Source organism: Nocardioides insulae DSM 17944 (assembly GCF_000422825.1).
GTDB classification, from domain to species: domain Bacteria; phylum Actinomycetota; class Actinomycetes; order Propionibacteriales; family Nocardioidaceae; genus Nocardioides; species Nocardioides insulae.
The window spans coordinates 1-26,379 of sequence record NZ_KE383929.1 but is presented as its reverse complement, the minus strand read 5'-3'; the positions used below and the strand labels follow the sequence as shown (position 1 = coordinate 26,379).

The 26,379-nt window shown below is 70.7% G+C and carries 26 protein-coding genes and 1 rRNA gene; 3 read left to right on the top strand and 24 right to left on the bottom strand.

The window, feature by feature from the left end:
- Positions 1-12 precede the first annotated feature (12 nt).
- Together G515_RS21690 and G515_RS0114715 are read right to left on the bottom strand one after the other, a co-directional pair.
- A complete protein-coding gene (locus G515_RS21690) occupies positions 13-612 on the bottom strand; it encodes a flavin reductase family protein (RefSeq protein ID WP_084653627.1) in 600 nt (199 codons plus the stop codon).
- Positions 613-947: 335 nt separating this feature from the next.
- Positions 948-2,450, bottom strand: a complete 1,503-nt coding sequence (locus G515_RS0114715; protein WP_028660744.1) for a potassium/proton antiporter — start codon at positions 2,448-2,450, stop codon at positions 948-950.
- A gap of 93 nt (positions 2,451-2,543) precedes the next feature.
- Here G515_RS0114715 and G515_RS0114710 point away from each other — a divergent pair, with 93 nt between their 5' ends.
- Positions 2,544-2,978, top strand: coding sequence for an acyl-CoA thioesterase (locus G515_RS0114710; RefSeq protein WP_028660743.1), 435 nt, complete (start codon positions 2,544-2,546; stop codon positions 2,976-2,978).
- 31 nt (positions 2,979-3,009) lie between these two features.
- Here G515_RS0114710 and G515_RS0114705 read toward each other — a convergent pair whose 3' ends face one another.
- From G515_RS0114705 to G515_RS0114655, 11 genes are all read right to left on the bottom strand, one after another.
- Positions 3,010-4,017: a potassium channel family protein gene (locus G515_RS0114705; RefSeq protein WP_245565468.1), complete on the bottom strand. Its 1,008-nt coding sequence runs from the start codon at positions 4,015-4,017 to the stop codon at positions 3,010-3,012.
- Positions 4,018-4,093: 76 nt separating this feature from the next.
- Positions 4,094-5,047, bottom strand: coding sequence for a YihY/virulence factor BrkB family protein (locus G515_RS21685; protein WP_084653626.1), 954 nt, complete (start codon positions 5,045-5,047; stop codon positions 4,094-4,096).
- A 144-nt stretch (positions 5,048-5,191) separates the two neighbouring features.
- The gene (locus tag G515_RS0114695; protein ID WP_028660741.1) at positions 5,192-5,872 is read right to left on the bottom strand and encodes an FMN reductase; all 681 of its coding nucleotides are present in this window, start codon (positions 5,870-5,872) and stop codon (positions 5,192-5,194) included.
- Positions 5,869-7,044, bottom strand: a complete 1,176-nt coding sequence (locus G515_RS21680; RefSeq protein ID WP_036555865.1) for an LLM class flavin-dependent oxidoreductase — start codon at positions 7,042-7,044, stop codon at positions 5,869-5,871. The genes G515_RS0114695 and G515_RS21680 overlap by 4 nt, the downstream gene beginning before the upstream one ends.
- Before the next feature lie 116 nt (positions 7,045-7,160).
- Entirely contained in the window at positions 7,161-7,910 is a 750-nt protein-coding gene (locus G515_RS0114685) for a pseudouridine synthase (RefSeq protein WP_028660740.1), read from the bottom strand.
- Entirely contained in the window at positions 7,903-8,601 is a 699-nt protein-coding gene (gene scpB / locus G515_RS21675) for an SMC-Scp complex subunit ScpB (protein WP_051218451.1), read from the bottom strand. The genes G515_RS0114685 and scpB overlap by 8 nt, the downstream gene beginning before the upstream one ends.
- Positions 8,598-9,476: a segregation and condensation protein A gene (locus G515_RS0114675; RefSeq protein ID WP_211221057.1), complete on the bottom strand. Its 879-nt coding sequence runs from the start codon at positions 9,474-9,476 to the stop codon at positions 8,598-8,600. Before G515_RS0114675 ends, scpB begins: the two co-directional genes overlap by 4 nt.
- Before the next feature lie 16 nt (positions 9,477-9,492).
- Positions 9,493-9,843 (bottom strand): hypothetical protein, encoded by a 351-nt coding sequence (locus tag G515_RS0114670; protein WP_028660738.1) that lies wholly within the window; start codon positions 9,841-9,843, stop codon positions 9,493-9,495.
- A complete protein-coding gene (locus tag G515_RS0114665; protein ID WP_051218450.1) occupies positions 9,825-10,682 on the bottom strand; it encodes a ParA family protein in 858 nt (285 codons plus the stop codon). The genes G515_RS0114670 and G515_RS0114665 overlap by 19 nt, the downstream gene beginning before the upstream one ends.
- 256 nt (positions 10,683-10,938) lie before the next feature.
- Positions 10,939-11,226 (bottom strand): GNAT family N-acetyltransferase, encoded by a 288-nt coding sequence (locus tag G515_RS0114660; protein ID WP_028660736.1) that lies wholly within the window; start codon positions 11,224-11,226, stop codon positions 10,939-10,941.
- Positions 11,227-11,382: 156 nt separating this feature from the next.
- Complete coding sequence (locus G515_RS0114655; protein ID WP_028660735.1) at positions 11,383-11,931, bottom strand: maleylpyruvate isomerase N-terminal domain-containing protein; 549 nt, start codon at positions 11,929-11,931, stop codon at positions 11,383-11,385.
- Between the two features lie 50 nt (positions 11,932-11,981).
- Here G515_RS0114655 and G515_RS23945 point away from each other — a divergent pair, with 50 nt between their 5' ends.
- Complete coding sequence (locus G515_RS23945) at positions 11,982-12,836, top strand: helix-turn-helix domain-containing protein (protein ID WP_028660734.1); 855 nt, start codon at positions 11,982-11,984, stop codon at positions 12,834-12,836.
- 22 nt (positions 12,837-12,858) lie between these two features.
- Here G515_RS23945 and G515_RS0114645 read toward each other — a convergent pair whose 3' ends face one another.
- From G515_RS0114645 to G515_RS21660, 9 genes are all read right to left on the bottom strand, one after another.
- Positions 12,859-15,474, bottom strand: a complete 2,616-nt coding sequence (locus tag G515_RS0114645; protein ID WP_028660733.1) for a DEAD/DEAH box helicase — start codon at positions 15,472-15,474, stop codon at positions 12,859-12,861.
- 103 nt (positions 15,475-15,577) lie between these two features.
- Complete coding sequence (gene xerD, locus G515_RS0114640) at positions 15,578-16,519, bottom strand: site-specific tyrosine recombinase XerD (protein ID WP_028660732.1); 942 nt, start codon at positions 16,517-16,519, stop codon at positions 15,578-15,580.
- A gap of 14 nt (positions 16,520-16,533) precedes the next feature.
- Entirely contained in the window at positions 16,534-17,127 is a 594-nt protein-coding gene (locus G515_RS0114635) for an NUDIX domain-containing protein (protein ID WP_245565425.1), read from the bottom strand.
- Positions 17,124-18,812 (bottom strand): CTP synthase, encoded by a 1,689-nt coding sequence (locus G515_RS0114630; RefSeq protein WP_028660730.1) that lies wholly within the window; start codon positions 18,810-18,812, stop codon positions 17,124-17,126. Before G515_RS0114630 ends, G515_RS0114635 begins: the two co-directional genes overlap by 4 nt.
- Before the next feature lie 355 nt (positions 18,813-19,167).
- The gene (gene recN, locus G515_RS0114625) at positions 19,168-20,970 is read right to left on the bottom strand and encodes a DNA repair protein RecN (RefSeq protein ID WP_028660729.1); all 1,803 of its coding nucleotides are present in this window, start codon (positions 20,968-20,970) and stop codon (positions 19,168-19,170) included.
- Positions 20,963-21,976, bottom strand: a complete 1,014-nt coding sequence (locus G515_RS21670; RefSeq protein ID WP_051218449.1) for an NAD kinase — start codon at positions 21,974-21,976, stop codon at positions 20,963-20,965. Before G515_RS21670 ends, recN begins: the two co-directional genes overlap by 8 nt.
- Positions 21,973-22,884: a TlyA family RNA methyltransferase gene (locus G515_RS21665; protein WP_084653624.1), complete on the bottom strand. Its 912-nt coding sequence runs from the start codon at positions 22,882-22,884 to the stop codon at positions 21,973-21,975. The genes G515_RS21670 and G515_RS21665 overlap by 4 nt, the downstream gene beginning before the upstream one ends.
- Positions 22,885-22,894: 10 nt before the next feature.
- Positions 22,895-23,101 carry a hypothetical protein gene (locus tag G515_RS0114610; RefSeq protein ID WP_028660728.1) on the bottom strand — a complete coding sequence of 69 codons (207 nt, stop codon included), beginning with the start codon at positions 23,099-23,101 and terminating at the stop codon, positions 22,895-22,897.
- A complete protein-coding gene (locus G515_RS21660; protein WP_036555864.1) occupies positions 23,098-24,093 on the bottom strand; it encodes an HAD-IIA family hydrolase in 996 nt (331 codons plus the stop codon). Before G515_RS21660 ends, G515_RS0114610 begins: the two co-directional genes overlap by 4 nt.
- Positions 24,094-24,272: 179 nt before the next feature.
- Between G515_RS21660 and G515_RS0114600 the strand changes: the two genes are divergently transcribed.
- Positions 24,273-25,391 carry a DUF1015 family protein gene (locus G515_RS0114600; protein ID WP_028660727.1) on the top strand — a complete coding sequence of 373 codons (1,119 nt, stop codon included), beginning with the start codon at positions 24,273-24,275 and terminating at the stop codon, positions 25,389-25,391.
- Here the strand turns inward: G515_RS0114600 and G515_RS0114595 are convergent.
- Together G515_RS0114595 and rrf are read right to left on the bottom strand one after the other, a co-directional pair.
- Positions 25,366-25,755 carry a single-stranded DNA-binding protein gene (locus tag G515_RS0114595; protein WP_245565424.1) on the bottom strand — a complete coding sequence of 130 codons (390 nt, stop codon included), beginning with the start codon at positions 25,753-25,755 and terminating at the stop codon, positions 25,366-25,368. The genes G515_RS0114600 and G515_RS0114595 overlap by 26 nt on opposite strands.
- Before the next feature lie 400 nt (positions 25,756-26,155).
- Positions 26,156-26,272: ribosomal RNA gene (gene rrf / locus G515_RS0114590) — 5S ribosomal RNA — on the bottom strand.
- Positions 26,273-26,379: the final 107 nt, after the last annotated feature.

Here is a 26,379-nt window from a genome sequence, read left to right as displayed (position 1 = left end):
CCGAGCGGAGCCTCAGCGGCTGGTGCGGTAGTGGCCGCGGTCGTAGAGCAGCGGCGCACCGGTCTCCGCGTGCCCCATCGCATGCACCCGGCCCACCACGATGTCGTGGTCGCCCGCCGGATGGACCGCGTCCACCGAACAGTCCACGAAGGCCAGGGAACCGGTGATCAGCGGTGACCCGGTCACCGGGGAGCGACTCCACTCGACGCCGTCGTACTTGTGGGTGATGCCGGGGACCCAGCGTCCGGCGAACTGGTCGGAGATCCACTCCTGGTCGGCGGAGAGCACGTTGACGCAGAACCGCCCCACCTCCCGGATGAGAGGCCAGGCCCGTGAGCTGTGCGCGGGGACGAAGAGCACCAGCGGCGGGTCGAGCGAGACGCTGGTGAAGGACTGACAGGTCAGCCCCAGCAGATCGTGCTCTCCCTGGGCCGTGACCACGGTGATCCCCGAGGCGAAGTGCCCCATCACGTCCCGGAAGCGTCGCGCGGCACGGCGCTCGACCAGATTGTCGAAACTGGCCAGCTCGTCCTCGACCTCACTCCCCCAGGGCGGCCCCTCCTCGAGCGGACGATCCTCGGCGGCCGGGCGGTCTGCTGGCTCAGAGGACATGCCTCCACGGTAGACCCGACCGCGCCATGCCCCGGTGTGAAGCGACTCACCTACCGAAGGGTCTTTGATTCCTCAACGACCGCTGCTACAGTTCTGCTTGTTGAACCGCTGGTGACCCGAGACTCCAGCGGTTCAACTCATTTCTAACCGTGCGAGCGTGTCGTGCTCGCCGGTGGGCGCGAGCGCCAGTATCCACCGCCTGCGCGCCCACGCTGCCGCACCCAACCGGTGCGAGCGCGTCGCACTCCCCGATGGGCGCGAGCGCCAGTATCCACCGCCTGCGCGCCCACACTGCCGCACCCAACCGGTGCGAGCGTCGCACTGGCCAGTGGGTCTCAGTCCACCCCGTCACCACGTTCACCGTGCCACCCCGCCAGTCGGCCCGCACGGCTCACTGCACGCAGCCGGGCCTCGACCGCCGCCTGCTGCGCCGCGGTCGCGGCGAGGAGCAACTGGTCACCGCTGCGCAGGGTGGTGGCCGGAGTGGGCACGAACAGCGCACCGGCCCGCAGTACGAGCGAGACGACGGCGTCACCGGGCAGGCGGAGTTCGCCCACCTCGACCCCGACCATCCGGCTGCCGTCCGGGATGTCGAAGGTCAGCATGGCTGCGCCGAGGTCCTCCAGCGGCGCGTACTCGATCTCGAGTTCCCGGGTCTGGCCGGGTTCGACCACGTCCAGCCGGCGAGCCAGCCAGGGCAGGGTGGGCCCCTGGACCAGCGTGAAGACCACGACCAACAGGAAGGTCACGTCGAAGACCCGCTCCGCCCCGGCCAGTCCGGCGGTGATCGGGAAGGTCGCCAGCACGATGGGTACGGCGCCGCGCAACCCCGCCCAGGAGATGAAGGCCTGTTCGGGCAGGGGTATCCGGAACGGACTGGCACAGATCAGCACGGACAGCGGCCGAGCGAGGACGGTCAGTGCCACCCCGACCACCAACGCCGGCACCAGGGCATCGACCAGGCGCGCCGGTGAGGCGAGCAGGCCGAGCAGGACGAACAGCCCGATCTGGGAGAGCCAGGCCAGGCCCTCGGCGAAACCGAGCGAGGCGGCGTGGTGCGGCAGGCTCGCGTTGCCGAGCACCACGCCGGCAACGTACACGGCCAGGAACGGGCTCCCGCCCGCAACGCCGGAGGCGCCGAAGGCGAGCATCGTGATCGCCATCGTGGCCAGCGGGTAGAGCCCGGTCGCGGGAAGGGCGATCCGGCGCAGCAACCACTGTCCCCCCAGCGCGATCACCAGGCCCACCACGAAACCGACCAGCATCTGCTGCAAGAACCCGATCAGCGCCTGGGTCGGATCGAACTCGAACCACACGTCGGAGACCACCAGCGTCACCAGGATGATCACCGGCGGGTCGTTGAACCCCGACTCCGCCTCGAGGATCGCGCGGGTACGCCGGCGCAGCCGCATCGTGCGCACCATCGCGAAGACGGCCGCCGCATCCGTGGAGGAGACGACCGCGCCGAGCAGGACGGCGGTGCGCGGGTCGACGTCCAGGAGCCACCAGGCCGCAGCCGAGGTCACGGTGACGCTGATCGCGACCCCCACCGTGGCGAGGACGGCGGCCGGCGCCGCGGCCGGCCGGATCACCGACAGCCTCGTGGTGAGTCCGCCCTCGGCCAGGATGACGGCCAGCGCGAGCGAGCCGAGCACCTGGGTGAGTTCGGCGTTCTCGAATTCGAACCCGAGACCCGCCTCCCCGATCAGCAGCCCGAGGCCGAGGTAGAGCAGCAGGCTGGGCAGGCCCGCACCGGTCGAGATCCGTACCGCGGCGATCCCGATCAGCAACACACTCATCCCCGCGAGCACCAACACGTTGAGCTCGTCAGGGTCCATCCGTACAGCCGCTCCTCGTCGTGCTCGGGGATCCGTGCCTCACAGTATGGCCCGTCACCGACCGTCCCGGGGCGACCTGCCATGATCGCGGCCGTGACCAGTCTTCGCGCTCTGGACGACTATCCGCTCGTGACCTTCGACAAGATCCGGTTCGCCGACACCGATCCGATGGGCCACGTCAACAACGCCACCCTGGCGACCTTCCTGGAGACCGGGAGGGTGGAGATGCTGCACCCCGACGGCGGCTCGCTGGCCGAGCCGGGGTGCGGCTGGGTGATCGCCCGGCTCGCGGTCGACTTCGTCGGTGAACTCCGCTGGCCCGGCAACGTACACATCGGCACCGGCGTGACCCGGGTGGGTTCGTCCTCGGTCGGCCTCGAACAGGTGCTCGTCGCCGGTGAGGACGTCGTCGCCCGGGCCGAGACGGTGATCGTCCAGTTCGACGAGACGAGCCGGCGTCCCGAGCCGCTGGGCGAGGCCACCAGGGAGAGGTTCGCCCGTTGGCGGCTCGACACCGACACCGCCTGACCCAGGCTGGGGCTGGGGCTGGGGCTGGGGCTCAACGATCCTCGGAGGCGAAGTCCTCGTCGTGGGTGCCCGGACGCGGCGCCCAGGGAAGCTCCTTCGACGCGCGTACGACGACCAGCCGGTCCCCGCGCGCCAACTGGGAGACCACCGGGTCGAAGTAGCGGAAGACCTTCTCGTCGCGGACGACGGCGATCACCTGGTCGATCAGGCTCTGCGGCTGTCGCCCGACCTCGCTGACCAGCAGCTCCCGCTCGGCCACCTCGAGGCCGGCGCCGTAGGTGAGCAGGTCCTCCATCACCGTGCCGAGCGTCGGGGACAGCGAGGAGAGCCCGAGCAGTCGCCCGACCGCCTCGGCCGAGGTCACCACCGAGTCGGCTCCCGACTGCTTCATCAGCGGGGTGTTCTCCTGCTCCCGCACCGCCGCGACGATGAAGGCGTCCGCGTTCAATTGGCGCACGGTGAGGGTGGCGAGCACGTTGGTGTCGTCGCGGTCGGTGGTGATGATGATGTGGCTCGCGTCGCGCACCAGTGCCCGATTGAGCACGTCCCGTCGACTGGCATCACCCTGCACCACCGAGAGTCCGTCCTGATTGGCCTCATGGAGCGCACGGGCGCTGGGGTCGACCACCACGATCTTCTCGCGGTCCTGGCCGTTGTTGAGCAGCGTGTCGACGGCGCTGCGCCCCTTGGTGCCGTAACCGATCACGACCACGTGGCCGCTCATCTTCTTCCTCCATCGGTTGACCCGCAGCAGGTCGCGGGTGTGGGTGGTGAGCACTTCGAGCGTGGTGCCGATCAGCAGGATCAGGAAGGCCACCCGCAGCGGTGTGATCACGAAGGCGTTGATCGCCCGCGCGTGCGGTGCCACCGGCGCGATGTCGCCGTACCCGGTCGTGCTCAGCGACACGGTGGTGTAGTACAGCGCATCGAGGAGGGTGATCCCGTCCTCGGGATCGTTGTTGTCGACGTAGGCGTCACCGTCGACGTAGACCAGCATCGTCATGAAGGCGACCAGCAGGAAGGCCAGGGCAAGACGCATCGCCAACTGCACCCAGGGCGAGCGAACCCGCTCGGGCAGCTTCACCGCGTCGTACGGCGCGATCTCCTGCTCGGACTCAGCCACGCGCTGAATCTAGTCGACGGGGTGCCGCATCCTCCGCACCCCGCCCGAGCATGCTCAGGCAGGACGCGTTGACGGCGGCCCCGATGAGCACCGCGATGGCGACCAGGTAGAGCCACAGCAGGACCGCGATCGGGGCTGCCAGTGGCCCGTAGATGGATCTCGAGTCGCTCGCGGTCGCGGTGAGGAACGCCCGCAGGAGGTAGGAGCCCCCGATCCAGGTGAGGAGCGCGAAGGTCGCGCCGGGCAGGTTGAAGCGCCAGGCCGACCGGACCGGCAGCGAGACGTGGTAGAGCGCGGCCAGGAAGCAGATGCCCAGCGCCACGACGGCCGGCCAGTAGAAGACCATCAGGAAGGTCAGACCGGGTGGCAGCCAACTGCCCACCAGGGTCGGCCCGGCGAGCACGAGCGGTACCGCGAACATCCCGGTCACGATCGCCAGGACGTAGAGGACGAACGACAGTGCCCGGGTGCGCAGGATCCCGCGTCGCCCGCCGAGCCCGTGCATGATCGTGATGGTGTCCACGAACACGTTGAGCGCCCGACTGCCGGACCACAGCGCGAGGACGAAGCCGACCGACATCACGTCGAACCGACCGCCCCTCAGCACCGAGTTCACGGTGGGTTCGATCACCCGGTCCACCGCGGACTGGGTGAGGAAGGCACCGGAGGCCTCCACGATCCCCTGGCGCATCTCCTCGACCTGGGCGACATCGAACTGCTCGGTGAGGAAGCCGACCGCGCCCGCGAGCGCGAAGATCAGCGGCGGCACCGAGAGCACGGCGAAGAAGGCACCCTCGGCGGCGAGCCCGGTCACTCGGTAGCGCAGGCAGGAACTCACCGTCGCCACGACGAGGCGCCACAACAGGTCGGTCGTCGCGGCCGCGCGGCCACCCGCGAGAGCCCGATAACGCGCGGAGAGACGACGTCCCTCCGCGCGTACCGACATGGCCCCTACGCTAGGTCAGCGACCGCCCCGAGTCCGGCAGGCGAGGCCGAGGCGCCGGCCACTCCGGAGCCGCCTGGTGGGCCCGGACCCGGTCCGACCGAGCCACTGATTCCGTCTGCTCGTGGCGCGGCTCGCGGACCGGCTTCAGCGGATCGAGTCGCCCCGGGCCCCGCGCAGCAGCTCCTCGAACGGCGTCGGGTTGTCGAACTCGTCCTCGACCCGACGAGAGCTGCCGTGACCGTGAGGATCGTGGGCCGCCCCTCCTCCGCCCGATGCGGTCACCAGTACGGCGAGCTCCGCGGCCGCCCGCTCGACCCGCTTGCCGATCGTGTCGGCACCGGCGCCGGCCGAACCGGCCACCGCACCGAAGTCGGAGCTGGCGGCGAAGACCCCGGTCGGCACCACCACGGCGCGCAGGTAGGAGAAGAGCGGCCGGAGCGCGTGCTCCAGCACCAGCGAGTGCCGGGGCGTACCCGCGGTGGCCGCGATCAGGACCGGGGTGCCGTCGATGGCACCCTGGTCGAGGACGTCGAAGAAGGTCTTGAACAGCCCCGAGTACGACGCCGAGAACACCGGCGTCACCACGATCAGCCCGTCGGCGGCCCTGACCGCCTCGAGCGCCGTGGACAGCTCGCCCGCCGGGAAGCCGGTGAGCAGATGGTCGGCCAGCGCATGCGCGAGCGGCCTCAGCTCGACATACTCCACCGAGACCTCGGCACCCCGTGCACGGATCGCTCCCTCGGTCGCCTCACCGAGCAGGTCGGCGAGCAGACGCGTGGAGGACGGGACGGAGAGCCCGGCGGAGACGATGACGATGCGCTTCACAGCTCCCCCTCCAGGATGCGCTCGACGTCCGGGTCCTCCGGGGCCCGGTCGGAGGTGCCGGTGGCGCTGTCGCCCTCGGCGTAGACGGTGCTGTCGTGACCCCCGCCCGCCGCCGAGACCAGCGAAGCGTGGGTCGGGGCGTCGGGGATGTTCGCGGGGCGGCCCTCGGCGAAGCCCTTCCGCAGGTCGGGCAGGATCTCACCGAGCAGGTCCAACTGCTCGAGCACGGTCTTGAGCGGCAGCCCGGCGTGGTCGACCAGGAAGAGCTGGCGCTGGTAGTGGCCGGCGTACTCCTGGAAGGAGAGGGTGCGCTCCAGCACCTGCTGGGGCGAGCCGACGGTGAGCGGGGTGGCCTCGGTGAAGTCCTCCAGGGAGGGACCGTGGCCGTAGACGGGCGCGTTGTCGAAGTAGGGGCGGAACTCGTTCCAGGCGTCCTGGCTGTTCTTCCGCATGAAGAACTGCCCGCCCAGCCCGACGATGGCCTCCTCGGCCTTGCCGTGGCCGTAGTGCTCGTAGCGACGCCGGTAGAGGGACACCATCTGCGCGGTGTGCGAGGCCGGCCAGAAGATGTGGTTGTGGAAGAAGCCGTCGCCGTAGTACGCCGCCTGCTCGGCGATCTCCGGGCTCCGGATGGAGCCGTGCCACACGAACGGCGGCACGCCGTCCAGCGGGCGCGGGGTGGCGGTGTAGCCCTGTAGCGGGGTGCGGAAGCGCCCCTCCCAGTCGATGACGTCCTCGCGCCACAGCCGGTGCAGCAGGGCGTAGTTCTCCACGGCGAGGTTGATGCCCTGCCGGATGTCCTTGCCGAACCACGGGTAGACCGGCCCGGTGTTGCCCCGACCCATCATCAGGTCGACCCGGCCGCCGGTGAGGTGCTGCAGCTTGGCGTAGTTCTCCGCGATCAGCACCGGGTCGGTGGTGGTGATCAGGGTGGTGGCCGTGGAGAGGATGATCCGCTCGGTCTGGGCACCGATGTAGGCGAGCGTGGTCGTGGGCGCCGAGGCGATGAACGGCGGGTTGTGGTGCTCACCCGTGGCGAACACGTCCAGGCCGATGTCCTCGGCCTTCTTCGCGATCTCGACGGTCGCCCGGATCCGCTCCTGCTCGGTAGGGGTGCGCCCGGTGGTCGGGTCGGTGGTGACGTCGCCCACGGTGAAGATGCCGATCTGCATGACCGCTCCTGAGGTCTGGTGGTGGCCCACTGCTTTAGTTGCATGTTGAACTACAAAGGTTCCAACCCACTCACACCCCACGCTATTCCGCTACGCCGGACAGCGCCCCTCCCCCGTCACAGCTCGGTGGCGTCCAGGAGAGCGCCGAGCTCCTCTGTGGTGAGGTCGCGCAGTTCGCCGTTCCCGAGCCGGCCGAGGGCGACCGGGCCGATCCGGGTGCGGGTGAGGCGGCGTACGGGGTGCCCCACCTCGGCCAGGAGACGCCGGACGATCCGGTTGCGTCCCTCGTGGATGACCAGCTCGACGATGGAGCGCTCGCGGGTGCGTTCCACGACCCGGGCCGCACTGACCGTCACCGGACCGTCCTCGAGGGTCACCCCTGCCCGGAGCTGCTTGAGGGTGCTTGGGAAGATCTCGCCCTCGACCTCGGCCACGTAGGTCTTGTCGACCTCGTAGGACGGGTGGGCCAACCGGTGGGCGAAGTCGCCGTCGTTGGTGAGGATGATCAGCCCGGTGGTGTCCGTGTCGAGCCGGCCCACATGGAAGAGGCGCTCGGGCCGGTCGGCGACCAGGTCGCCCAGGGTCCGGCGCCCCTCCGGGTCGGACATGGTCGAGACCACGCCGCGCGGCTTGTTCAGCGCGAGATAGACCTTCTCCGAGACCGGCGGCAGGCGCCGCCCGTCGACCTTGATCACCGCGGTGCGCGGGTCGACCTTGGTGCCCAGCCGGGTCACGACCTCGCCGTCGACCACCACCAGCCCCTCCAGCATGAGCTCCTCACACTTGCGGCGCGAGGCGACCCCGGAGAGCGCGAGCAGCTTCTGCAGGCGGATCAGGCCCTCGTCGTCGAGGGGGATGTCAGTCACGTGCGTGGTCGTCCTTCTCGTGTGTGGCCTCACCGGCCGGAGGATCCTCGGGGGCGCCCGGGACCGACGCGTCCGCCGCGGGCGGCGCGCTGGCCACCATCTCGGCGAGTTCGTCCTCCAGATCGTCCATGTCGGGGAGGTACGGCGCCAACTCGGGCAGGTCGTCCAGGCCGGTGATGCCGATCCGCTCGAGGAAGTAGCCGGTGGTGGTGTACAGGTGTGCACCGGTCGACTCGTCCCGGCCGGTCTCCTCGACCAGTCCGCGGGTGAGCAGGGTGCGCATCACGCCATCGACGTTGACCCCGCGGATGGCGGACACCCGCGCCCGGGAGACCGGTTGCTTGTAGGCGACCACCGCGAGCGTCTCCAGGGCCGCCTGGGTGAGTCGCGCCTGCTGACCGTCCAGGACGAACTCCTCGACCACGCCGGCGTACTCCTCGCGGGTGTAGAACCGCCAACCGCCGGCCAGGTGACGCAGTTCGAACCCGCGCCCCTGGGCGTCGTACTCCTGTGCCAGCGACTCCAGCGCGGCGATGACGGCGGGGATCGGGTGCCCGACGGCGGTGGCGAGCACGGTCGCGTCCAGCGGCTGGTCGGCCACCATCAGCACCGCCTCGAGAGCCGGATGCAGCTGGACGCCGGCACGCTGATCCGGCTCGGGGTCGGGAGGCTGCTCGGTCCCATTGGTCATGTCGGTTCCTCCCGAGGGGTTGCCTGGTCGGGTGCGCCGGTCGGGGCGGCGTCGGGTGGCGGGGCGCCGTCGAACTCGTCGCGCACGAGTTCCTCGGCATCGGTGTCGTCGTCGCCGGTCCAGCGGACGGTGAGCTCCCCCAGCGGCGAGAGCTGCTCGAAGGAGACCACCCCCTCCCGGAACAGCTCGAGCAGGGAGAGGAACCTCGCGACCGTGGTCAGCGAGTCCGGGGAGTCGTGGCACAGCGCGCGGAAGGACAGGGCGCCCGCACGGCGCAGCCGTTCGACCACCACAGCGGCCTGGTCGCGCACGCTCACCGCCGGCGCGTGGATGTGCTCCAGGCTCACCTCGGGAGGCCCCGGCCGGGCGGCGATGGCCTTGGCGGCCAGCTGGGCGAACTGCTCCAGCCCGATCCCGATGAGCACCTCCGGCAGGAGCGTGGCGAACCGCTCCTCCATCCCGACGGCGCGCGGATGGCGGCGCCCCTGGGTGTCGAGCCGGTCACCGAACAGGGCTGCCACCTGCTTGAACGCCTTGTACTGGAGAAGGCGCGCGAAGAGCAGGTCCCGGGCCTCCAGGAGGGCGAGGTCCTCCTCGTCCTCGGGATCTCCCTGGGGGAGCAGGCGGGCGGCCTTGAGATCGAGCAGGGTCGCGGCGACCACCAGGAACGAGGAGGTCTGCTCGAGATCCCAGACCTCCCCCGCGGCCTTCACGTGGGCGATGAACTCGTCGGTGACCTGGGAGAGCGCGATCTCGGTGACGTCGAGCTTGTGCTTGGCGATCAGGCTGAGCAGCAGGTCGAAGGGACCCTCGAAGTTGTCCAGCCGGACCGCGAAGGAGCCGTGCTCGCCCGTGTCGGGTGCGACCTCGGCCACCACGTCCAGAACCCGCTCAGTCCTCGGTCAGCCGTCGGACCAGGGCGCTGTCCTGGCCGCGCTGCTCCAGGTCCGCCAGCACCAGGTGGAGCGCCTCGCGCACCAGTCGCCCGCGGTCGACCGCCAGCCCGTGCTCGCGGCGCAGCGTGAGGCGGGCGTGCTCGATCTCCAGCAGTTCGTCGGAGGTCACGTAGACGGTCATCTTCTCGTCGTGCCGCACCCGCCCGCTGGGCTTGCGCGGCTCCGGCGCACGCGCGGTGTCCGGGACGGCCCGGACCGCACGCTCCCGCGACTCCTGTGCCTGCGCCGGGACGCCGGTCCGGAACAGGTCGTCCGCGGAGGGCAGACTCACACGTCGTGCGGCCACCGGCCGAGCACCTCCTTGGCGAGCTGGCGGTACTCGTGCGCAGCGCGCGAGGAGTCGGCGTAGGAGGTGATCGGCTCACCCGCGACCGTGGAGTCGGAGAACTTCACCGTACGCCGGATCACGGTGTGGAACACGGCGTCCCCCCACGCCTGGACGAGCCGCTCCATGACCTCCCGGCTGTGCAGGGTGCGACCGTCGAACATGGTGCCGAGCAGACCGTCGACCTCCAGGTCCGGGTTGAGCCGCTCCTGCACCTTGTCGATGGTGCTCTTGAGCAGCGCCACGCCGCGGAGGGCGAAGTACTCGCACTCCAGCGGGACGATCACCCCACGGGAGGCCGTCAGCGCGTTGACGGTGAGCAGGCCGAGGGACGGCTGGCAGTCGATCAGGATGACGTCGTAGTGCGCCAGCGCCGGCCGGAGCACGCGCTGCAGGGTCTGCTCGCGGGCGACCTCGTGGACCAGTTGCACCTCGGCGGCGGAGAGGTCGATGTTGGCGGGCACCAGGTCGACGCCCTCGATCCCGGAGTCGACGATCACCTCGTCGACGGTGACGTCCTTCTCCATCAGGAGGTTGTAGACGGTCAGCTCCATGTCGTGCGGGTTGAGCCCGAGCCCGACCGAGAGCGAGCCCTGCGGGTCGAAGTCGACCAGCAGGACCTTGCGACCGAACTCCGCTAGAGCGGCCCCCAGGTTGATCGTGCTGGTGGTCTTCCCGACTCCGCCCTTCTGGTTGCACATCGCCACGACCCTCGCCGGGCCGTGGTGGGTCACCGGACGGGGCTCGGGGATGACCGGCCACGGTCGACCGGTGGGTCCGAGCTCGGCACGCTCGGCCATGGGACTCTCGAAAGGAAGGGCTTCAGCCACGGACGATCAGGTCCCTCTCACCTCTGGAATTGGGTCGACACGACTCACTGGTTTGTCGACAGGGCGACTTGTGCTGCCGGCGAGCCTAGGCGTGCGTGGTCCGCGGCCACAAGGCGGGTGCCGCGATCTGTCGGCTGCACCACGTCGCCTGTGGACGGGCCCCTTCCCACCGTGCACAGACCGACCTCACGCTGTGCAGAGATCTGTGGAAGCACGCGGTCTCGCTTCATCGCTGTCCGACGAGGTCCTGGTAGTCGGGATGCTTCTCGATCCACCCGCGGATGAAGGGGCACAGCGGCCGTACGCCGAGCCCGCGCTCTCGGACGGCGTCCAGGGCCCCGCGCGCCAGGGCGCCGCCCACACCGCGTCCGCCGAACCGCTCATCGACCTCGGTGTGGGTGAAGGTCGCCACCTCCCCGCTCACGCGGTATTCGGCGAACCCGGCCCGTTCACCATCCAGCCAGGCCTCGAACCGCTGCTGTCCCGGGTTGTCCCGTACCTCGACATCGCTCATCCCGCGAGCCTAGGGCGTGCCGGCGCACGAGCTGCCGTGGCGCGCGGTGTTCCGGCGGGGCGCTGGTGGGCCGGTGGTGGTTGGGCACCGCGACGACAGCTGCTCGGTCCGCTCCTTCACGGCGGCCGCAACAGCGGCGTCGGCAAGTGTTCCGGCTCAGGCCGCCCGTCCGAGGCGGGCGAGCACCCGGGTCTGCCTGTCGGCGTCCGCAGGGACGGGAAGTGGGGCGGCGCAGATCCCGGGGCTGTAGAAGGCGTCGTACTTCGGCTCGCCGGGCGACGGGAGAGCGGCCTCGATCTCGTCGAGCTCGGCGTCGTCGAGCCGCACCGACTGTCCGAGGGCGACCCCCAGGTCCCAGCGGTGCACCAGAACGTCCCATGCGTAGAACTCCCGCCACACCGCCTCCACCGTGGTGGGGCCGAAGAAGCCGTCGAACTCGCGCGCCAGCAGCTCCGGGGCGAGCAGCCCGACGGCGGTCTCGACATGGGCGGCCCACCGCATCGCCGGATCACCCTCGGGAGCCTCCGGCAGGGTCGCGAACCGGCCGAGGAAATCCCTCTCGGTGTCGATCAGGTGGTCGATCACCTCGACGGCGGTCCACTGCTCACACGGGCTCTGGCCCGCCCAGTCCCCGCCTCTCCCGGCGACCTCGTCGATCCGGCGGGCGGCGAGGCGGTACTGGTCCAGCACACTGGTGGTCTGCATGCCACCAGCCTGGCGTGCGCCGAGACGGATTGCTTGTAAGAATCCGTCACGTGCCCGAACGGCCCGAGGAACCCTCGCCCGACCTGGTCGAGCGCGCCCACCTCATGGACGCCCACGGCTTCAGCCCACCGCTGCACCGGTACGCCGCCCCCGCCGACCTGACCGAGGTGATCCGGCGGTTCTGGGTGCCGGTGTGGTCACTTCCTCCCGGCGAGGTCAGCGTCCAGCGGGTGCTCCAGTATCCCGTGTGCCAGGTGGTCGTGGGGCCGTCCTACGCGCGGTTGGTGGGGCCGCACACCGGGCTGGCCACCCAGGAGCTCCGCGACTCCGGCTGGGTGGTGGGAGCGATGCTGCAACCGGCTGCCGGCGAGCCCCTGCTCGGTGCCCCGGTGGCCGAACTGCGCGACACCCATCGCGATCTCACCATGACCCGGTTCCCCGCCGCAGACGATGTGGTCGCACGGATCCGTGACCTGATGGCCGGGGATCCGGAGTCGGAGGACCGCCGGCGCGAAGCGGTCGCCGTGATCGCAGAGGCACTGCGCAGCCTCCTGCCGGTCGACGAGGAGGGGGTCCTGGTCAACCGGATCGTGGAGTTCGTCGAGGAGCACGACGACGTCCTGCGGGTCGATCAGCTCTCGGAGCGGACCGGTCGGTCAGAACGCTCGCTGCAGCGTCTGCTGGCCCGTCGGGTGGGGCTCACCCCCAAGTGGCTCATCCAGCGCCGTCGGCTGCACGAGGTGGCCGGACGGCTGCGCGCCGGCGCCGCGACCGGACGACGCGGCGACCTGGCCCGGGTCGCGGCGGAGCTCGGCTACACCGACCAGGCCCACCTCTCCCGCGACTTCCGCGCCGTCACCGGGCTCTCGCCCGGCACCTTCGCCGCCGAGCCCCGCTCGGAGTGACCGTCCGCGTCTCAGTCCCCGGTCACAGCCGACGGAATGTGACGGCCTGGAGCACCAGTTCGCCGGTCTCGTCCGAGGCATCGAGGTCGGCGGTCGCTTCGATCACCCAGTCATGGTCGCCGGCCGGGTCGTCGATGGTCTGGGTCAGTCGCCACAACCGCGCGTCGGGGTCCTCGGGGTCGACGCCGGCGGGCAGACCGCGCTCCGCCGACCAGGTGAGGAGCTTGGGTGAGCGTGAGTCCGCGGTGATGCCGACCGAGTCGTGCTCGGCGTAGTAGGCCTCCAGGGCGTCGTCCCACGACGAGCGGCCCATCACGACCGCCCGCGCCGGCTCGACCCGGTCCGCGGCGGAGCGCTCCAGGCGCACCAGCGAGTCCAGGTCGTCGCGCGAGACCGCGTCCACCCTCGCCCACATCGCGTTGCGCACCATCACGGTGAAGGCGCGCTCCTGCTGGCTGATCGGACGGGGGCTGGGCGGCGGCTCGTGATGCCCGACGTACCCGCCGACCGCTGCGGGGTCGACGTGGTCGGGGTCGGAGAGTGCCTCCCACTCGTCGAGCAGTGAGGAGTCGGTCTGCCGGATGGTCTCGCCCAGCCACTCGATCAGGTCCTCCACCTCGGGGGTGCGGACCGAGTCGGGCAGGGTGTGACGGAAGGTGCGATAGGCGTCGGTGAGGTAACGCAGCACCAGCCCCTCCGAGCGGGCCAACTGGTAGCGGCGGCAGAAGTCGGAGAAGCTCATCCCCTGCTCGTACATCTCCCGCACGATCGCCTTGGGATCCAGGGCGTCCTCGCGCAGCCACGGGTGGCGGCGCCGGTAGATCTCGTAGAGCGCCTCGAGCTGCTCGGCCATCGGCTTGGGCCAGGTGATCTCCTCGATCAGGGCCATCCGCTCGTCGTACTCCACCCCGTCGGCCTTCAGCTCGTTGATGGCCACCCCGCGCGCCTCGTGCTGCTGGGCGAAGAGCACCTGGCGTGGCGCCTCCAGCACGGCTTCGACGACGGAGACGACTTCGAGGGTGTACGCCGAGGCGTCGGCTCGCTCCTCCGGGGGCGTGAGCGTGTCCAACGCGGCCAGGGCGAAGTGCGCGAGCGGTTGGTTGAGCGCGAAGTCGGCCGGCAGCTCCTCGGTGAGGACATAGCGTCGGCCGTCCGCATCGGGGGCCTCCAGCCGACGCAGCACGCCGGAGTGCACCAGCGATCGGGTCAACCGCAACGCCCGCCGCGCAAGCCGGAGCTGGTTGCGCCGGGTCTCGTGATTGTCGAACAGGATCCGGCGCAGCACCGGGAAGGCGTCCTCGGCCCGCGCGACGACGTTGAGGATCATCGCGTTGTCGACCTTCATCCGGCTCACCAGCGGCTCCGGTGTCCCGTGCACGAGCTTCTCGAAGGTCTGCTCGCTCCACACGACGGTGCCCTCGGCCGGCTTCTTCAACTGGGCCTTGCTCCGCTTCTTGCCCGCCGCCTGACGGGCAACTGCCTTGGCCTTGGCGGCCTCGTTCGCGATCACGTGCACGGGAGCCTGCACCACGACGAAGCCGATGGTGTCGAAGCCGGCCCGTCCGGCACGGCCTGCGATCTGCTGGAACTCCCGCTGGCGCAGCACCCGCTGACGCTGCCCGTCGAACTTCGCCAGACCGGTGAAGAGCACGGTCCGGATCGGCACGTTGATGCCCACGCCGAGGGTGTCGGTGCCGCAGATGACCCGGAGCAGCCCGCGCTGGGCCAGTTGTTCGACCAGCCGCCGGTAGCGCGGCAGCATGCCGGCATGGTGTACGCCGATCCCCTTGCGCAACAGCTTGGAGAGGGTCTTGCCGAACCCCGCGCCGAAGCGTACGCCGGCCAACCGTTCGAGCAGCTCGTCCTGGGGGCGGCCCGCCACCGGGGTGGTGAGCAGCGAGGTGGCGTGCTCGACCGCGGCCGCCTGGGTGAAGTGGACGACGTACACGGGGGCCTGACCGGTGCTGACCAGTTCTTCCAGGGTCTCCGGCAGCGGGGTCATCGCGTAGCTGAAGTCGAGCGGGACGGGTCGCTCCGCCTGATCCACCAGGACGCTCTCGCGACCGTTGCGGCGGGTGAGGTCCTCGCGGAGTCCGGTGGTGTCACCCAGCGTCGCCGACATCAGCAGGAACTGCGCCTGCGGCAGCGCCAGCAGCGGCACCTGCCAGGCCCAGCCCCGGTCGGGTTCGGCGTAGAAGTGGAACTCGTCCATCACGACCAGTCCGACGTCTGCCGACGAGCCTTCGCGGAGGGCGATGTTGGCGAGGATCTCCGCGGTGCAGCAGATGATGGGGGCGTCGGCGTTCACCGCGGCGTCGCCGGTGAGCATGCCGACGTTGTCGGCGCCGAAGACCTCGCACAGGTCGAAGAACTTCTCGCTCACCAGCGCCTTGATCGGTGCGGTGTAGAAGGAGACCCGGTCATCGGCCAGTGCCGCCGCGTGCGCGCCCACCGCCACCAGCGACTTCCCCGACCCCGTGGGTGTTGCGAGCACGACGTTGCTGCCGGCCAGCAGCTCCATGATCGCCTCGTCCTGGTGGGGGTAGAGAGCCAGGCCGCGGTCCTCGGTCCACCCGGAGACCGCGAGGTAGACGTCGTCGGGGCTGGTGCCGACCTCTGGGACCCACGACGCCGTCATGCGAGGTGTCCGAACGTCGGTGCCGCTCCCGCGATGCGCACCCGGCGGGCGGCGTCCCGGTGGCTGCCGGGGCGCTGCCAGCCGGCGAATGGGGTGGTCAAGGTCATCCTCTCGCTCGCGGGTGCGCGGTCGCGAACACCTCGCGCAGGTTGTCGACGGTCACCAGGGTGTAGATCTGGGTGGTGGTGACCGAGGCGTGGCCGAGCAGTTCCTGCACGACGCGGACGTCGGCACCGCCGTCCAGCAGGTGGGTGGCGAAGGAGTGCCGCAACGTGTGCGGCGACACGTCCGCGCTCACCCCGGCCCGATCCGCGGCCCTGACCAGCACCGTCCAGGCCGACTGCCGGGAGAGCCGGCCGCCGCGGGCATTGAGGAACAGCGCTCCGCCCGGGGTCGCCGGGGTCGCCAGATCCGGACGCCCCCGGACCAGGTAGCTGTCCACGGCCTCCCGGGCGTAGGAGCCCAGCGGCACCAGCCGCTGCTTGCCGCCCTTGCCGCTCAACAGCACCGTGCCCTCGACGGGATCGAGGTCGTCGACATCGAGCCCGACCGCCTCCGAGATCCGCGCCCCGGTGCCGTAGAGCACCTCCAGCAGCGCTCGATCGCGCAGCGCGAGGGTCGTGCCGGGCGCACCGGCGGCCTCCAGGATCCGTTCGACATCGTTCAGGGGCAGCGCCTTGGGCAGCCGCTTGGCCGGCCTCGGCGGGCGTACCCCCTCCGCCGGATCGAGCCGGGCGAGGCCGTCGGCCACAGCGAACCGGTGGAACCCGCGCACCGCCACGACCGTGCGCGCGGCCGAGCTCGCCCCCAACGGCGGATGCTCGGCGTCCCCCTCCCGCAGGCTCACCAGGAAGCCGGCCACTGTCTGCTCGCCGATCGCATCCAGGTCCTCGATGCCCTCCCGGCCGAGGTAGCCCAGATAGCGCCGCAGGTCCCGGCGGTAGGAAGCCAGCGTGTTCGCCGCGAGTCCCCGCTCCACGCTCAGGTGGTCGAGATACACCTGCACCGCGCGGACGGGCGCGGAGGAGGTCGTGGGGGTGGTCATGGCGTGAGTGTATTTCAGGCGAGACCGCGCGCCCGGACCATGAGCACCGCCACGACCAGCGGGGCGTCGGTCACCCGGCCGGCGAGTACGGCGTCGTACAGCTCTGCGAACGGCACCCGGAGGAGCTCCATGTCGGCCTCCTCGTGCACCAGCTCGAAGTCGCCGCGGTCCACCGGGGTGAGCTCGGTGGCCAGGTAGTAGTGGATGAGCTCCGCGGACAGCCCCGGCGAGGAGTACGCCGAGGTCAGGTGCGTCCACTCGGCTGCCGAGACCTGTGCCTCCTCGCGCAGTTCGCGGCGGGCCACCTCCAGGGGGTCCTCCCCCACGGCGTCGCAGAGTCCGGCCGGGAGTTCGACGAAGCGCCGGGCCGCGGCATGGCGGTACTGCCGCAGGCACACCACCTTGTGCTCCTCGTCCAGTGCGAGCACGACGGCGGCGCCGGGGTGCTCGAGCACCAGCCGGCGGAACGGTCTCTCATCCTCCGCACCGGGCCGTTGGATCTCGTCGGCACGCAGCGCCACCACCCACTCGTCCCGATGCAGGTCGGTCGTGGAGACCACCGGCCAGCGCTGGTCCTCGTCGCGCAGTGGCACCCCCACCCGGGTCACGCCTCGTCGGCGTCGCGGTAGAGACCGTCCTCGTCGATCGGGAAGCGCTGATCCTTCTGGCGCACGATCGCGGCCTTCACCAGACCCGAGAACAGCGGGTGCGGCCGGGTCGGTCGGGACTTGAGCTCGGGGTGGGCCTGGGTGCCGACGTAGTAGGGGTGCACCTCGCGCGGCAGTTCGACGAACTCGACCAGGTTGTTGTCCGGGGAGGTGCCGGAGAAGACCAGGCCGGCCTTCTCCAGCGGCTCCCGGTAGGCGTTGTTGACCTCGTAGCGGTGGCGGTGCCGCTCGTCGATGTCGGTGGCACCGTAGGCCTCGGCCGCCACCGATCCCTTGCGCAGGACGGCGGGGTAGCGACCGAGCCGCATGGTGCCGCCCAGGTCGCCAGCGCCCTCGACGAAGGCGTGCTGCTCGGCCATCGTCGCGATCACCGGCTCCGGCGTCTCCGGGTCGAACTCGGTGGAGTCCGCCTTCTCCAGGCCCAGCACCTGGCGGGCGTACTCGATCACCATCGACTGGAGGCCGAGGCACAGCCCGAGGGTCGGGATCTGGTGGGTGCGCGCGTAGGTGAGCGCCCCCAGCTTGCCCTCCAGGCCGCGGATGCCGAACCCGCCGGGCACGCAGACCGCGTCGACGTCGTGCAGGTGCTTGGCCGCTCCCGCGGGCGTCTCGCACTCGTCGGAGGGGATCCAGCGCAGCTCGACCCTGGCCTCGTTGGCGAAGCCGCCGGCGCGCAGGGCCTCGGCCACCGAGAGGTAGGCGTCGGGCAGGTCGATGTACTTGCCGACCAGGGCGACGGTGATCTCCTCCTTGGGGTGGTGCACCCGGCGGAGCAGGTCGTCCCAGACGGTCCAGTCGACATCGCGGAAGGGCAGGTCGAGCCGGCGGACGACGTACGCGTCCAGGCCCTCACGGTGCAGCACCTTGGGGATGTCGTAGATGGAGGGCGCGTCGGCGCAGGTGATGACCGCCTCGGAGTCGACGTCACACATCAGCGCGATCTTGCTCTTGATCCCCTCCGGCAGATCGCGGTCGGCACGGCACACCACCGCGTCGGGCTGGATGCCGACCTGACGCAGGGCAGCGACCGAGTGCTGGGTGGGCTTGGTCTTCAGCTCCTTGGAGGGCCCGATGTACGGCACCAGCGAGACGTGCACGAAGAAGCAGTTGGTGCGACCGATCTGCTGACGCGCCTCGCGGGCGGCCTCGAGGAACGGCAGGGACTCGATGTCGCCGACGGTGCCGCCGATCTCGGTGATCACGACGTCGACGTCGTCGCCGTCCATGGCGAGCATCCGGTCGCGGATCTCGTTGGTGATGTGCGGGATCACCTGCACCGTCTCGCCGAGGTAGTCACCGCGGCGCTCCTTGGCGATCACCGTGGAGTAGACCTGACCGGTCGTGACGTTGGCCTTGCCGGACAGGTCGGTGTCGAGGAACCGCTCGTAGTGACCGATGTCCAGATCGGTCTCCGCACCGTCCTCGGTGACGAACACCTCGCCGTGCTGGAAGGGGTTCATCGTGCCGGGGTCGACGTTGAGGTAGGGGTCCAGCTTCTGCATGGTGACCCGCAGTCCGCGAGAGCGGAGGAGGCGGCCGAGGCTCGAAGCCGTCAGGCCCTTGCCGAGAGAGGAGGCGACGCCCCCGGTAACGAACACGTGCTTGGTCTGGGAGCCCGACTTCATGGGTCTCGATCCTATCCCAGCCGGGTGGAAGCTTCGATTCCTGACGCGCCCAGGTCGCGACCGGTGGCCGTGATCTGGGTCGCCTTCGCCGAGTCGGCGTCACCGCCGCGGCCGGCTGCGGCCGTGCCCTTGCGGAGCTCGACCGTTGAGCGGTCCCGGCGGGCGCCCGCGGGCCGGGTCTGCTCAGCCTGGAGCCACCGCTGGTCGCCGTCGCGAACCCCACCGGACGCGGTGCCGGCTTGGCGGAGTCTGGAGGACAGAGTGTCGAGGGCAGGTCAGAGGCTCGTCGAGGCGCCACGAGGCGGCGGCGCGGCCGGATGGCGGCGCGCAGCAGACGCGGGCCGGTGGCCCGGGCTCAGGCGAGAGCGCGGGCCGGCTGGGCGACCTCGAGCAGTTCGCGGGCATGTGCGAGCGCCGTGTCGGAGTCGGCCAATCCCGCCAGCATCCGGGAGAGCTCACGCTCGCGGCCGGCCTCGTCGAGCCGGGTCAACCCCGAACTGGTCACGGTGCCGTCGCTGGCCTTCTCCACGACCACGTGCGCATCGGCGTACGCCGCCACCTGCGGCAGGTGGGTGACGACGAGCACCTGTGCCGACCGGGCCAACTGGGCCAGTCGGCGTCCGATCTCGACCGCCGCCGCTCCCCCGACCCCCGCATCCACCTCGTCGAAGACGAACGTCGGGACCGGACTGGTGCCGGCCAGTGAAACCTCCAGGGCCAGCATCACCCGGGACAACTCACCGCCGGAGGCACCCTTGTGCAGGGGGCGTGGCTCGCTGCCGGTGTTGGCGGCGAGCAGGAACTCGACCTCGTCGACGCCACTACGGCCGAACCGCAGCCAACGGTCCCCGACCAGCAGCGGGACCCGCTCCTCCCCCTCCGCCCCACCCGGGGTGCGGTCCGAGGGCTCCTCCGCCGAGGTCGTGGCCGGCTCCTTCGTCTCCTGCTGACGCACCTCGATCGCCACCCGGGCGTGCGGCATCGCCAGCAGCCCGAGCTCATCGGTCACCTCCTCCGCCAAGCTCTCGGCGGCGCGCGTGCGTGCCTGCGAGAGCGCGCCGGCAGCGTGTGCGAGCTCCCCCCGCAGCCGTTCCTGCTCACCGCGGAGGACCTGGATCCGGTCGTCGGTGCCGTCCAGCTCGAGCAGTCGTTTCGAGGCCCGCTCCGCCCAGGCCAGCACCTCCGCCGCGGTGTCGCCGTACTTGCGGGTCAGCGCCGTGAGCATCGCGCGCCGTTCGGAGACGGTCGCCAGCCGGGCCGGGTCCGTCTCGATGCGGGCGGCGTAGGAGGCGACGTCGGCCGCCACATCGGAGAGCAGGTAGGTGACCTCGGCCAACCGGTCGGCCAGCTCACCGGCCTCCTGGTCGTGATCGCGTACGCCGTCCAGCAGACCGCGCGCGGTCGAGGTGGCCGCGAGCGCGTCCGGGGCGCCCACGGTGTCGCTGGACAGCGCCTCCCGGGCCTGCTCGGCGGCGCCTCGGAGGGTGTCTGAGAAGCCCAACCGGGTCTCTTCGGCAGCCAGTTCGTCGTCCTCGCCGGGCTGCGGGTCGACGGCCTCGATCTCGCCCAGGCCGAAGCGGAGCAGGTCGGCCTCACGGGCGCGTTCCCGGGCTGAGGCGACCACTTCGCCGAGTTCCTGCTCGGTGGCGGCCAACTCGTCGTACAGCGTGCGGTAGGTGGCCAGTAGCGCACCGAGGTCCTCGCCGCCGAAGCGGTCCAGTGCCTCTCGCTGGGCGCGGGCCCGCAGCAGCCGATGCTGGTCGGACTGCCCGTGCACCGCCACCAGCGGCGAGGACAGCCCGCCCAGGGTGGCGATGGGGACGGCCGCGCCGCCCACGAAGGCTCGTGATCGGCCCTCGGCGGCCACGGTGCGCGCGAGGACGACCCGATCCTCCTCGACCTCGCCACCGGTCTCGTCCACCGCGGCCGCGAAGTCGGGCAGTTGTTCGGTGACGACGACCCCCTCGACGCGGGCCTGCTTGCGCCCGGTGCGTACGGCGCCGGCATCCGCGCGGCCACCGAGGAGCAGACCGAGGGCGGTCACGATCATGGTCTTGCCGGCACCGGTCTCACCGGTGACGACGGTCAGCCCGGGACCGAGCTCCAGCGTGGAGGCGTCGATCACTCCGAGCGACGCGATCCTGATCTCCTCAAGCACGAGTTCCTCCCTTGCGTGCCTCGCGCCGGCGCTCGGCGGCTCCACGCCAGCCTTCGACGGAGAGGCCGAACTTGGCCACCAGCCGGTCGGTGAAAGGGGCTTCGTGGAGTCGGACGAGTCGGACCGGCGTCTTGCCTCTGGTCACTTCGATGCGCGCCCCGGTAGGTAGTTCGACCGCTCGGCGGCCGTCCGCCCACAGCACGCCCGCTCCGTCTGGGCGTGCGATCACCTCGATGGCCAGCCGCGAGGTCGGGGCCACCACCATCGGACGGGCGAACAGTGCGTGCGCACTGATCGGCACCATCACCAAAGCCTCCACGCCCGGCCAGACCACCGGGCCACCGGCGCTGAAGCTGTAGGCGGTCGAACCGGTGGGGGTGGCACACACGACCCCGTCGCACCCCCAGCGGGACAGCGGCCGGCCGTCGATCTCCACGACGAGCTCCAGCATCCGCTCGCGGGCGCCCTTCTCCACCGTCGCCTCGTTGAGCGCGAAGGTCCGGAAGACCTCCTCGCCGTCGCGGAACACGCACACCTCGAGGGTGAGCCGGTCCTCCGCGGTGTAGCGGCGGTGGACGATGGCGTGGATGACCGATTCGACGTCGTCGTGCTCGGCCTCTGCGAGGAACCCGACGTGCCCGAGGTTGACCCCGAGCACCGGGGTGCCGCAGCCATGGGTGAGCTCCGCGGCGCGCAGGATGGTGCCGTCTCCACCCAGTACGAGCACCAGTTCACAGCCAAGCGTCGGATGGACGTCGTCCTGCCCGCCCCCCGGTGAGTCGCCGAGTTCGGTGAGCTCGATGGGCGGGTCGTAGCCGGCGGGGTCCATGCCCAGATCGACGGCCTCCTGGGCCGGCACCCGGACGGTCATGCCGTGTCCGGTGAGTGCCTCGCAGAACGCCAGGGCCACCGCCCGCGCCTCGGGACGGCCGGTGTGGGTCAGGACCAGGACACGGCGACCCTCGGCCCGGTCGGGATCCTGCTCCGGGGGCGGCGGCGTACTCACCTTGCCCGCCCGTCGTCGTGATCGCTCGCGTCGCCTGCCTCGCCCGGGTGGCTCGCGTGCCCCGCGTCGTCTGCCTCGCCCGCGTCGTTCGGCGAATCGAGGCCGACCTTGTCGTGTACGGCCTGGGCGATCTCCTCGGCGGTGAGCTCCGCAGCCCCCTGCCGCAGCCACAGGAAGAACTCAACGTTCCCGGAGGGGCCGGGCAGCGGGCTGGTCGTGACCGCACGGGCTCCCCACCCCCGGCCGGCCGCCGCATCGGCCACCGAGTTGACCGCCTCTGCGCGAAGCGTAGAACTGCGCACCACGCCGCCCTTGCCGACCCGCTCGCGGCCGACCTCGAACTGCGGCTTGACCATCAGGACGAGATCACCCGAGGCCGCGGTCACTCGGACCAGGGCGTCCAGGACGAGTTCGAGCGAGATGAAGGACAAGTCGCCGACCACCACCTCGACGGGGTCGCCGATCGTCTCCAACTTGAGTTCGCGCACGTTGGTGCGGTCGTGCACCTGCACCCGTTCGTCCTGCTGCAGGCGCCAGGCCAACTGGCCGTAGCCGACGTCGACGGCGACCACCTGCGCGGCTCCGTGTCGGAGAAGGACGTCGGTGAACCCGCCGGTGGACGCACCGGCGTCCAGGCAGCGACGCCCGGAGACCGTCAGACCAGCGGGCGCGAACGCGGCCAGGGCACCGGCCAGCTTGTGCCCACCGCGCGACACGTAGTCCGGGCGATCCGGGTCGTCCTTCACCACGATCGCCACGTCGGTGGTGACCCCGGTCGCGGGCTTGACCGCCAGCACACCACCGACCAGCACCCGCTGTTCGGCGATCATCTCGCTGGCGTGCTCTCGGGAGCGGGCCAGTCTGCGACGGACGAGTTCGGCGTCGAGACGCAGTCGGCGAGGAGGCACGATCCCCGCCTCAGCCGTCGTCCGAGGAGGTCTCGAGCGTGCGACGCAGGGTGTCCTGAGCTCGCTCGAAAACCTCGACGTGTTCGGCGACCGGGCGCTCGGTGAGCCCACCGACCTCCGCCAGTGCGGCGTCGATCTCGGGAAGCCCGACCTCTCCGATCGCCGGGGAGCCGGCATCGGTGGAGGCTGCGGCGCCGTCCTGTGGCTGCTCGCTCATGCGGGTGAGGCTACCGCGTCGAGTCGTGCGGAGGTCCCGGTGGCATCGAGATGTCGCCACGCCGTGGCCGCCGCCACTCGCCACCAGTCGGCGCTGACGCCGGCACCGTCCACCTGCAGGACACCGTCCGGGGTTCGCCCGGACCAGCCGCCGAGCTCGACAGCATCGCCGCGCACCAGGGGTGCTTCGTGGGCCTCGAGCACACCGCCCAGGTCCTCGGCGAGGTACGTCGGCCGCTGGTCGGGTGGTGCAGCGACGAGGTCGGCCAGCCCGGTCACACCGGTCAGCACGAGCAACGACGGCAGACCGGCGGCCCTCGCTCCCGCGATGTCGGTGTCGAGGCGGTCACCCACCATCAGCGGCCGCTCTCCCCCGCACCGACGGATCGTCTCGTCGAACAGCGGCGCAGCCGGCTTGCCGGCGATCACCGGCTCCACTCCCGAGAACCGGCGCAGCGTCTCCACCAGGACGCCGTGCCCGGGAGCCTGCCCGTAGTCGGTCGGCAGGGAGAGATCGGCGTTGCTGGCCACCCAGGGCAGACCGTCCTTGATGCGAACGGCGGCACGCATGATGTCGCGCCACGGCACGTCCGGACCGAATCCGCTGACAACGGCGTCCGCCTCCTCGTCGACCGCGACGGCAAGCAGACCCGCTCTCTGGATGGCTGACCGCAGCCCTCCACCGCCCAGGACCGCGACCCGAGCGCCCACTCCGCAGCGCTGGGCGAGCACCCGAGCCGCCGCCTGGGCGGAGGTCACCACGTCGGTGGCGTCGGCCTCCACCCCGAGGCTCGCCAGCCGTTGGGCCACTTCCTCGGGCGAGCGCGCGGCGTTGTTGGTGATGAACGCGACCCGAGTGTCTCGAGCGCGGATGGCGCTCAGTGCCTCCGGCGCGCCCGGAACCGCGCGATCGCCGACGTAGACGACCCCGTCGAGATCGAGCATCACCAGATCGTGGACGCTGCACAGTGGATCGGACGTCGTTGCGAGCATGGCGCCAGAGTAGGGCCCGGGACCGACAGTCCACCCACCGAGCCGCCGAAGGCGCGGCGGGTATGAGCGGCAGCTATCTCCGCCCGAGCCGCCGGGTGCCCCAGCCGCCGGGTGCCCCAGCCGCCGATGGCGCGGCGCGTACACGGGATCGTTCTTCGCCGGTCTCCTAGGATGCGCGGATGAATGCCAGCGTGGTGACGCCTCCGTCTCTCGCCGGCCCCCTGCGTCTCCTGCCGTTCCGCGCGCGAGCACTGGCGCCCAGACAGGTCGGCGACCCCGCGTCGAGGCGGCTGTTCGCCCGGCCCCTGCGTCAGGTCACCCACCGGATGGATCAGTGGGAGGACAGGAACAGGCTGCGCAGCGACGTCTCGCCCGCCCTCTACCTCCACGAGTACACAGCGACGGGGCTCACCGTCCGCGGCCTCGTGGGCGCCCTGGATCTCACCCGACGAACCACTCGCTCCTCCGATCAGGCCGTGTTCCCCCACGAAGGTGTGCACCCAAGGCAGGCCGACGAACTCGCCGACCGGATGGAGGAGATGCAGGTCAATCCCGCCCCGATCCTGCTGGTCCATCGGGGTAGCCCCCGGTTGGGACGGCTGATGGGCGAGATCAGCGCCGGTGAGCCACTGTGGAGCTTCGAGGATCACGAGCAACAGCATCACCGGGTCTGGGCCCTGCGGCCGGGCCAGACCCGCCAGGAGGTTCAGCACGAACTCGCCGACAGCGTCGCGGTGATCGCCGACGGCCATCACCGTTACGCCGCCTATCTCCGGGTACAGGGACGCTCCCCCGGCGGGTCCCACGACCGGGGCCTGGCCATGCTCATCGATCAAAGCGAGACTCCCCTACAGTTGGGGGCCATCCATCGCACACTCTCGGGAGTGCGGATGGAGGACGTCGCCAACGCCTGCCGGATCCTGGGCCTGCCTCATCATCCGGTTGAAGATGATCGCCCGCTGGATGCACTCACCCCTGTCACCGCCGTGGTCACGGACGGCCGAACCTGGCTGAGCCTGGGCCTACCCGTGGATGCCGATCACACCGCCGTGGACCTGTTCCACGAACTGGTCATCCCCGCCCTACCGCGTGGACCGCGCGGGATCCACCATCACCACAGCGTCGAGGATGCCCTCGCCGCGCGCCACCCCGGCTCGGTGTCGGTGCTGCTCCCCGCGGCCACCGTCGACCAGGTCATGGCCACCGCAGCTCGAGGGCACCTGCTCCCGGAGAAGGCGACCTCCTTCCAGCCCAAGCCGAGCCTCGGCGTGCTCATCCGGGCGCTGCCCGACGGCTGAGGCGGCGCCCTCCGGCGACCTCGATCTCGACCCTGGACGCGGCCGCCCCACCTCGGCGGTAGAACCGTCGTCGCACGGCTCCGCTCACCTCGACCAGGTCGCCCTCGGACCAACGCGTCATCCGTCGCTGCAGGCCGGTCTTCCACACGGCACAGTCGAGCACGTCCACCGACTGCCGAGAGACATGCCCCGACGGTCTTCGGATCACCAGACGGAACGCCAGCACCCGATCCCCACTGGGCAGATCGCGCATCTGGACCTCCCCGGAGACCCTGCCGGAGACGCGCACCTCGTTGAGATCCCCATGGCTCTCCATGCCGCTGGGGAGAACTGGGGCCTCCGCCCCGCACTCTGAAAACTCCACGCTCCCACCTCCACCTCTCACGGTTCCAGCCAGCGCGGCGGGGCACGAGAGTGTGGCGCCGGACGGTGGAGAAGGCCGGCCGCGATAATGTCTGTGAGCGAAAGGCGGCCGTGACCGACAAGTGGATGTGGGGCCGACATCGCCGCGGGTGTCGACCCCTGAAGCCCGTTTCGACGTGCTGCGACCAACCGGCCCTCGTCGAAACCTGAAACGCGCGACAACCGACACCTCACCCGGCCGGCACGGGTCGGCAACGGACCGTCACCGGGGGCAATCACGCACCAGTGACAGAGCCGAGACGGGCCTGGTCCAGCAACCCGGGGTCGGGTCGGCAGCATATTGGGTGGGAAATGCAGTGTAGGGGCCACCCCAACGGGTGGCCCCTACACGCTCAATAATTGTCCGGCGGCGTCCTACTCTCCCACAACCTCTCGGTTGCAGTACCATCGGCGCTGAAAGGCTTAACTTCCGGGTTCGGGATGGGACCGGGTGTTTCCCTCTCGCCATGACCGCCGTAACTCTACCCAACCCCTACCACACAACCAGTAACTGGTTTGGGTGGGGTTGAAACCTGTATTCAATTCACACCCCACACACCCAGACCCCGATTTTCAGGGTCCCGTG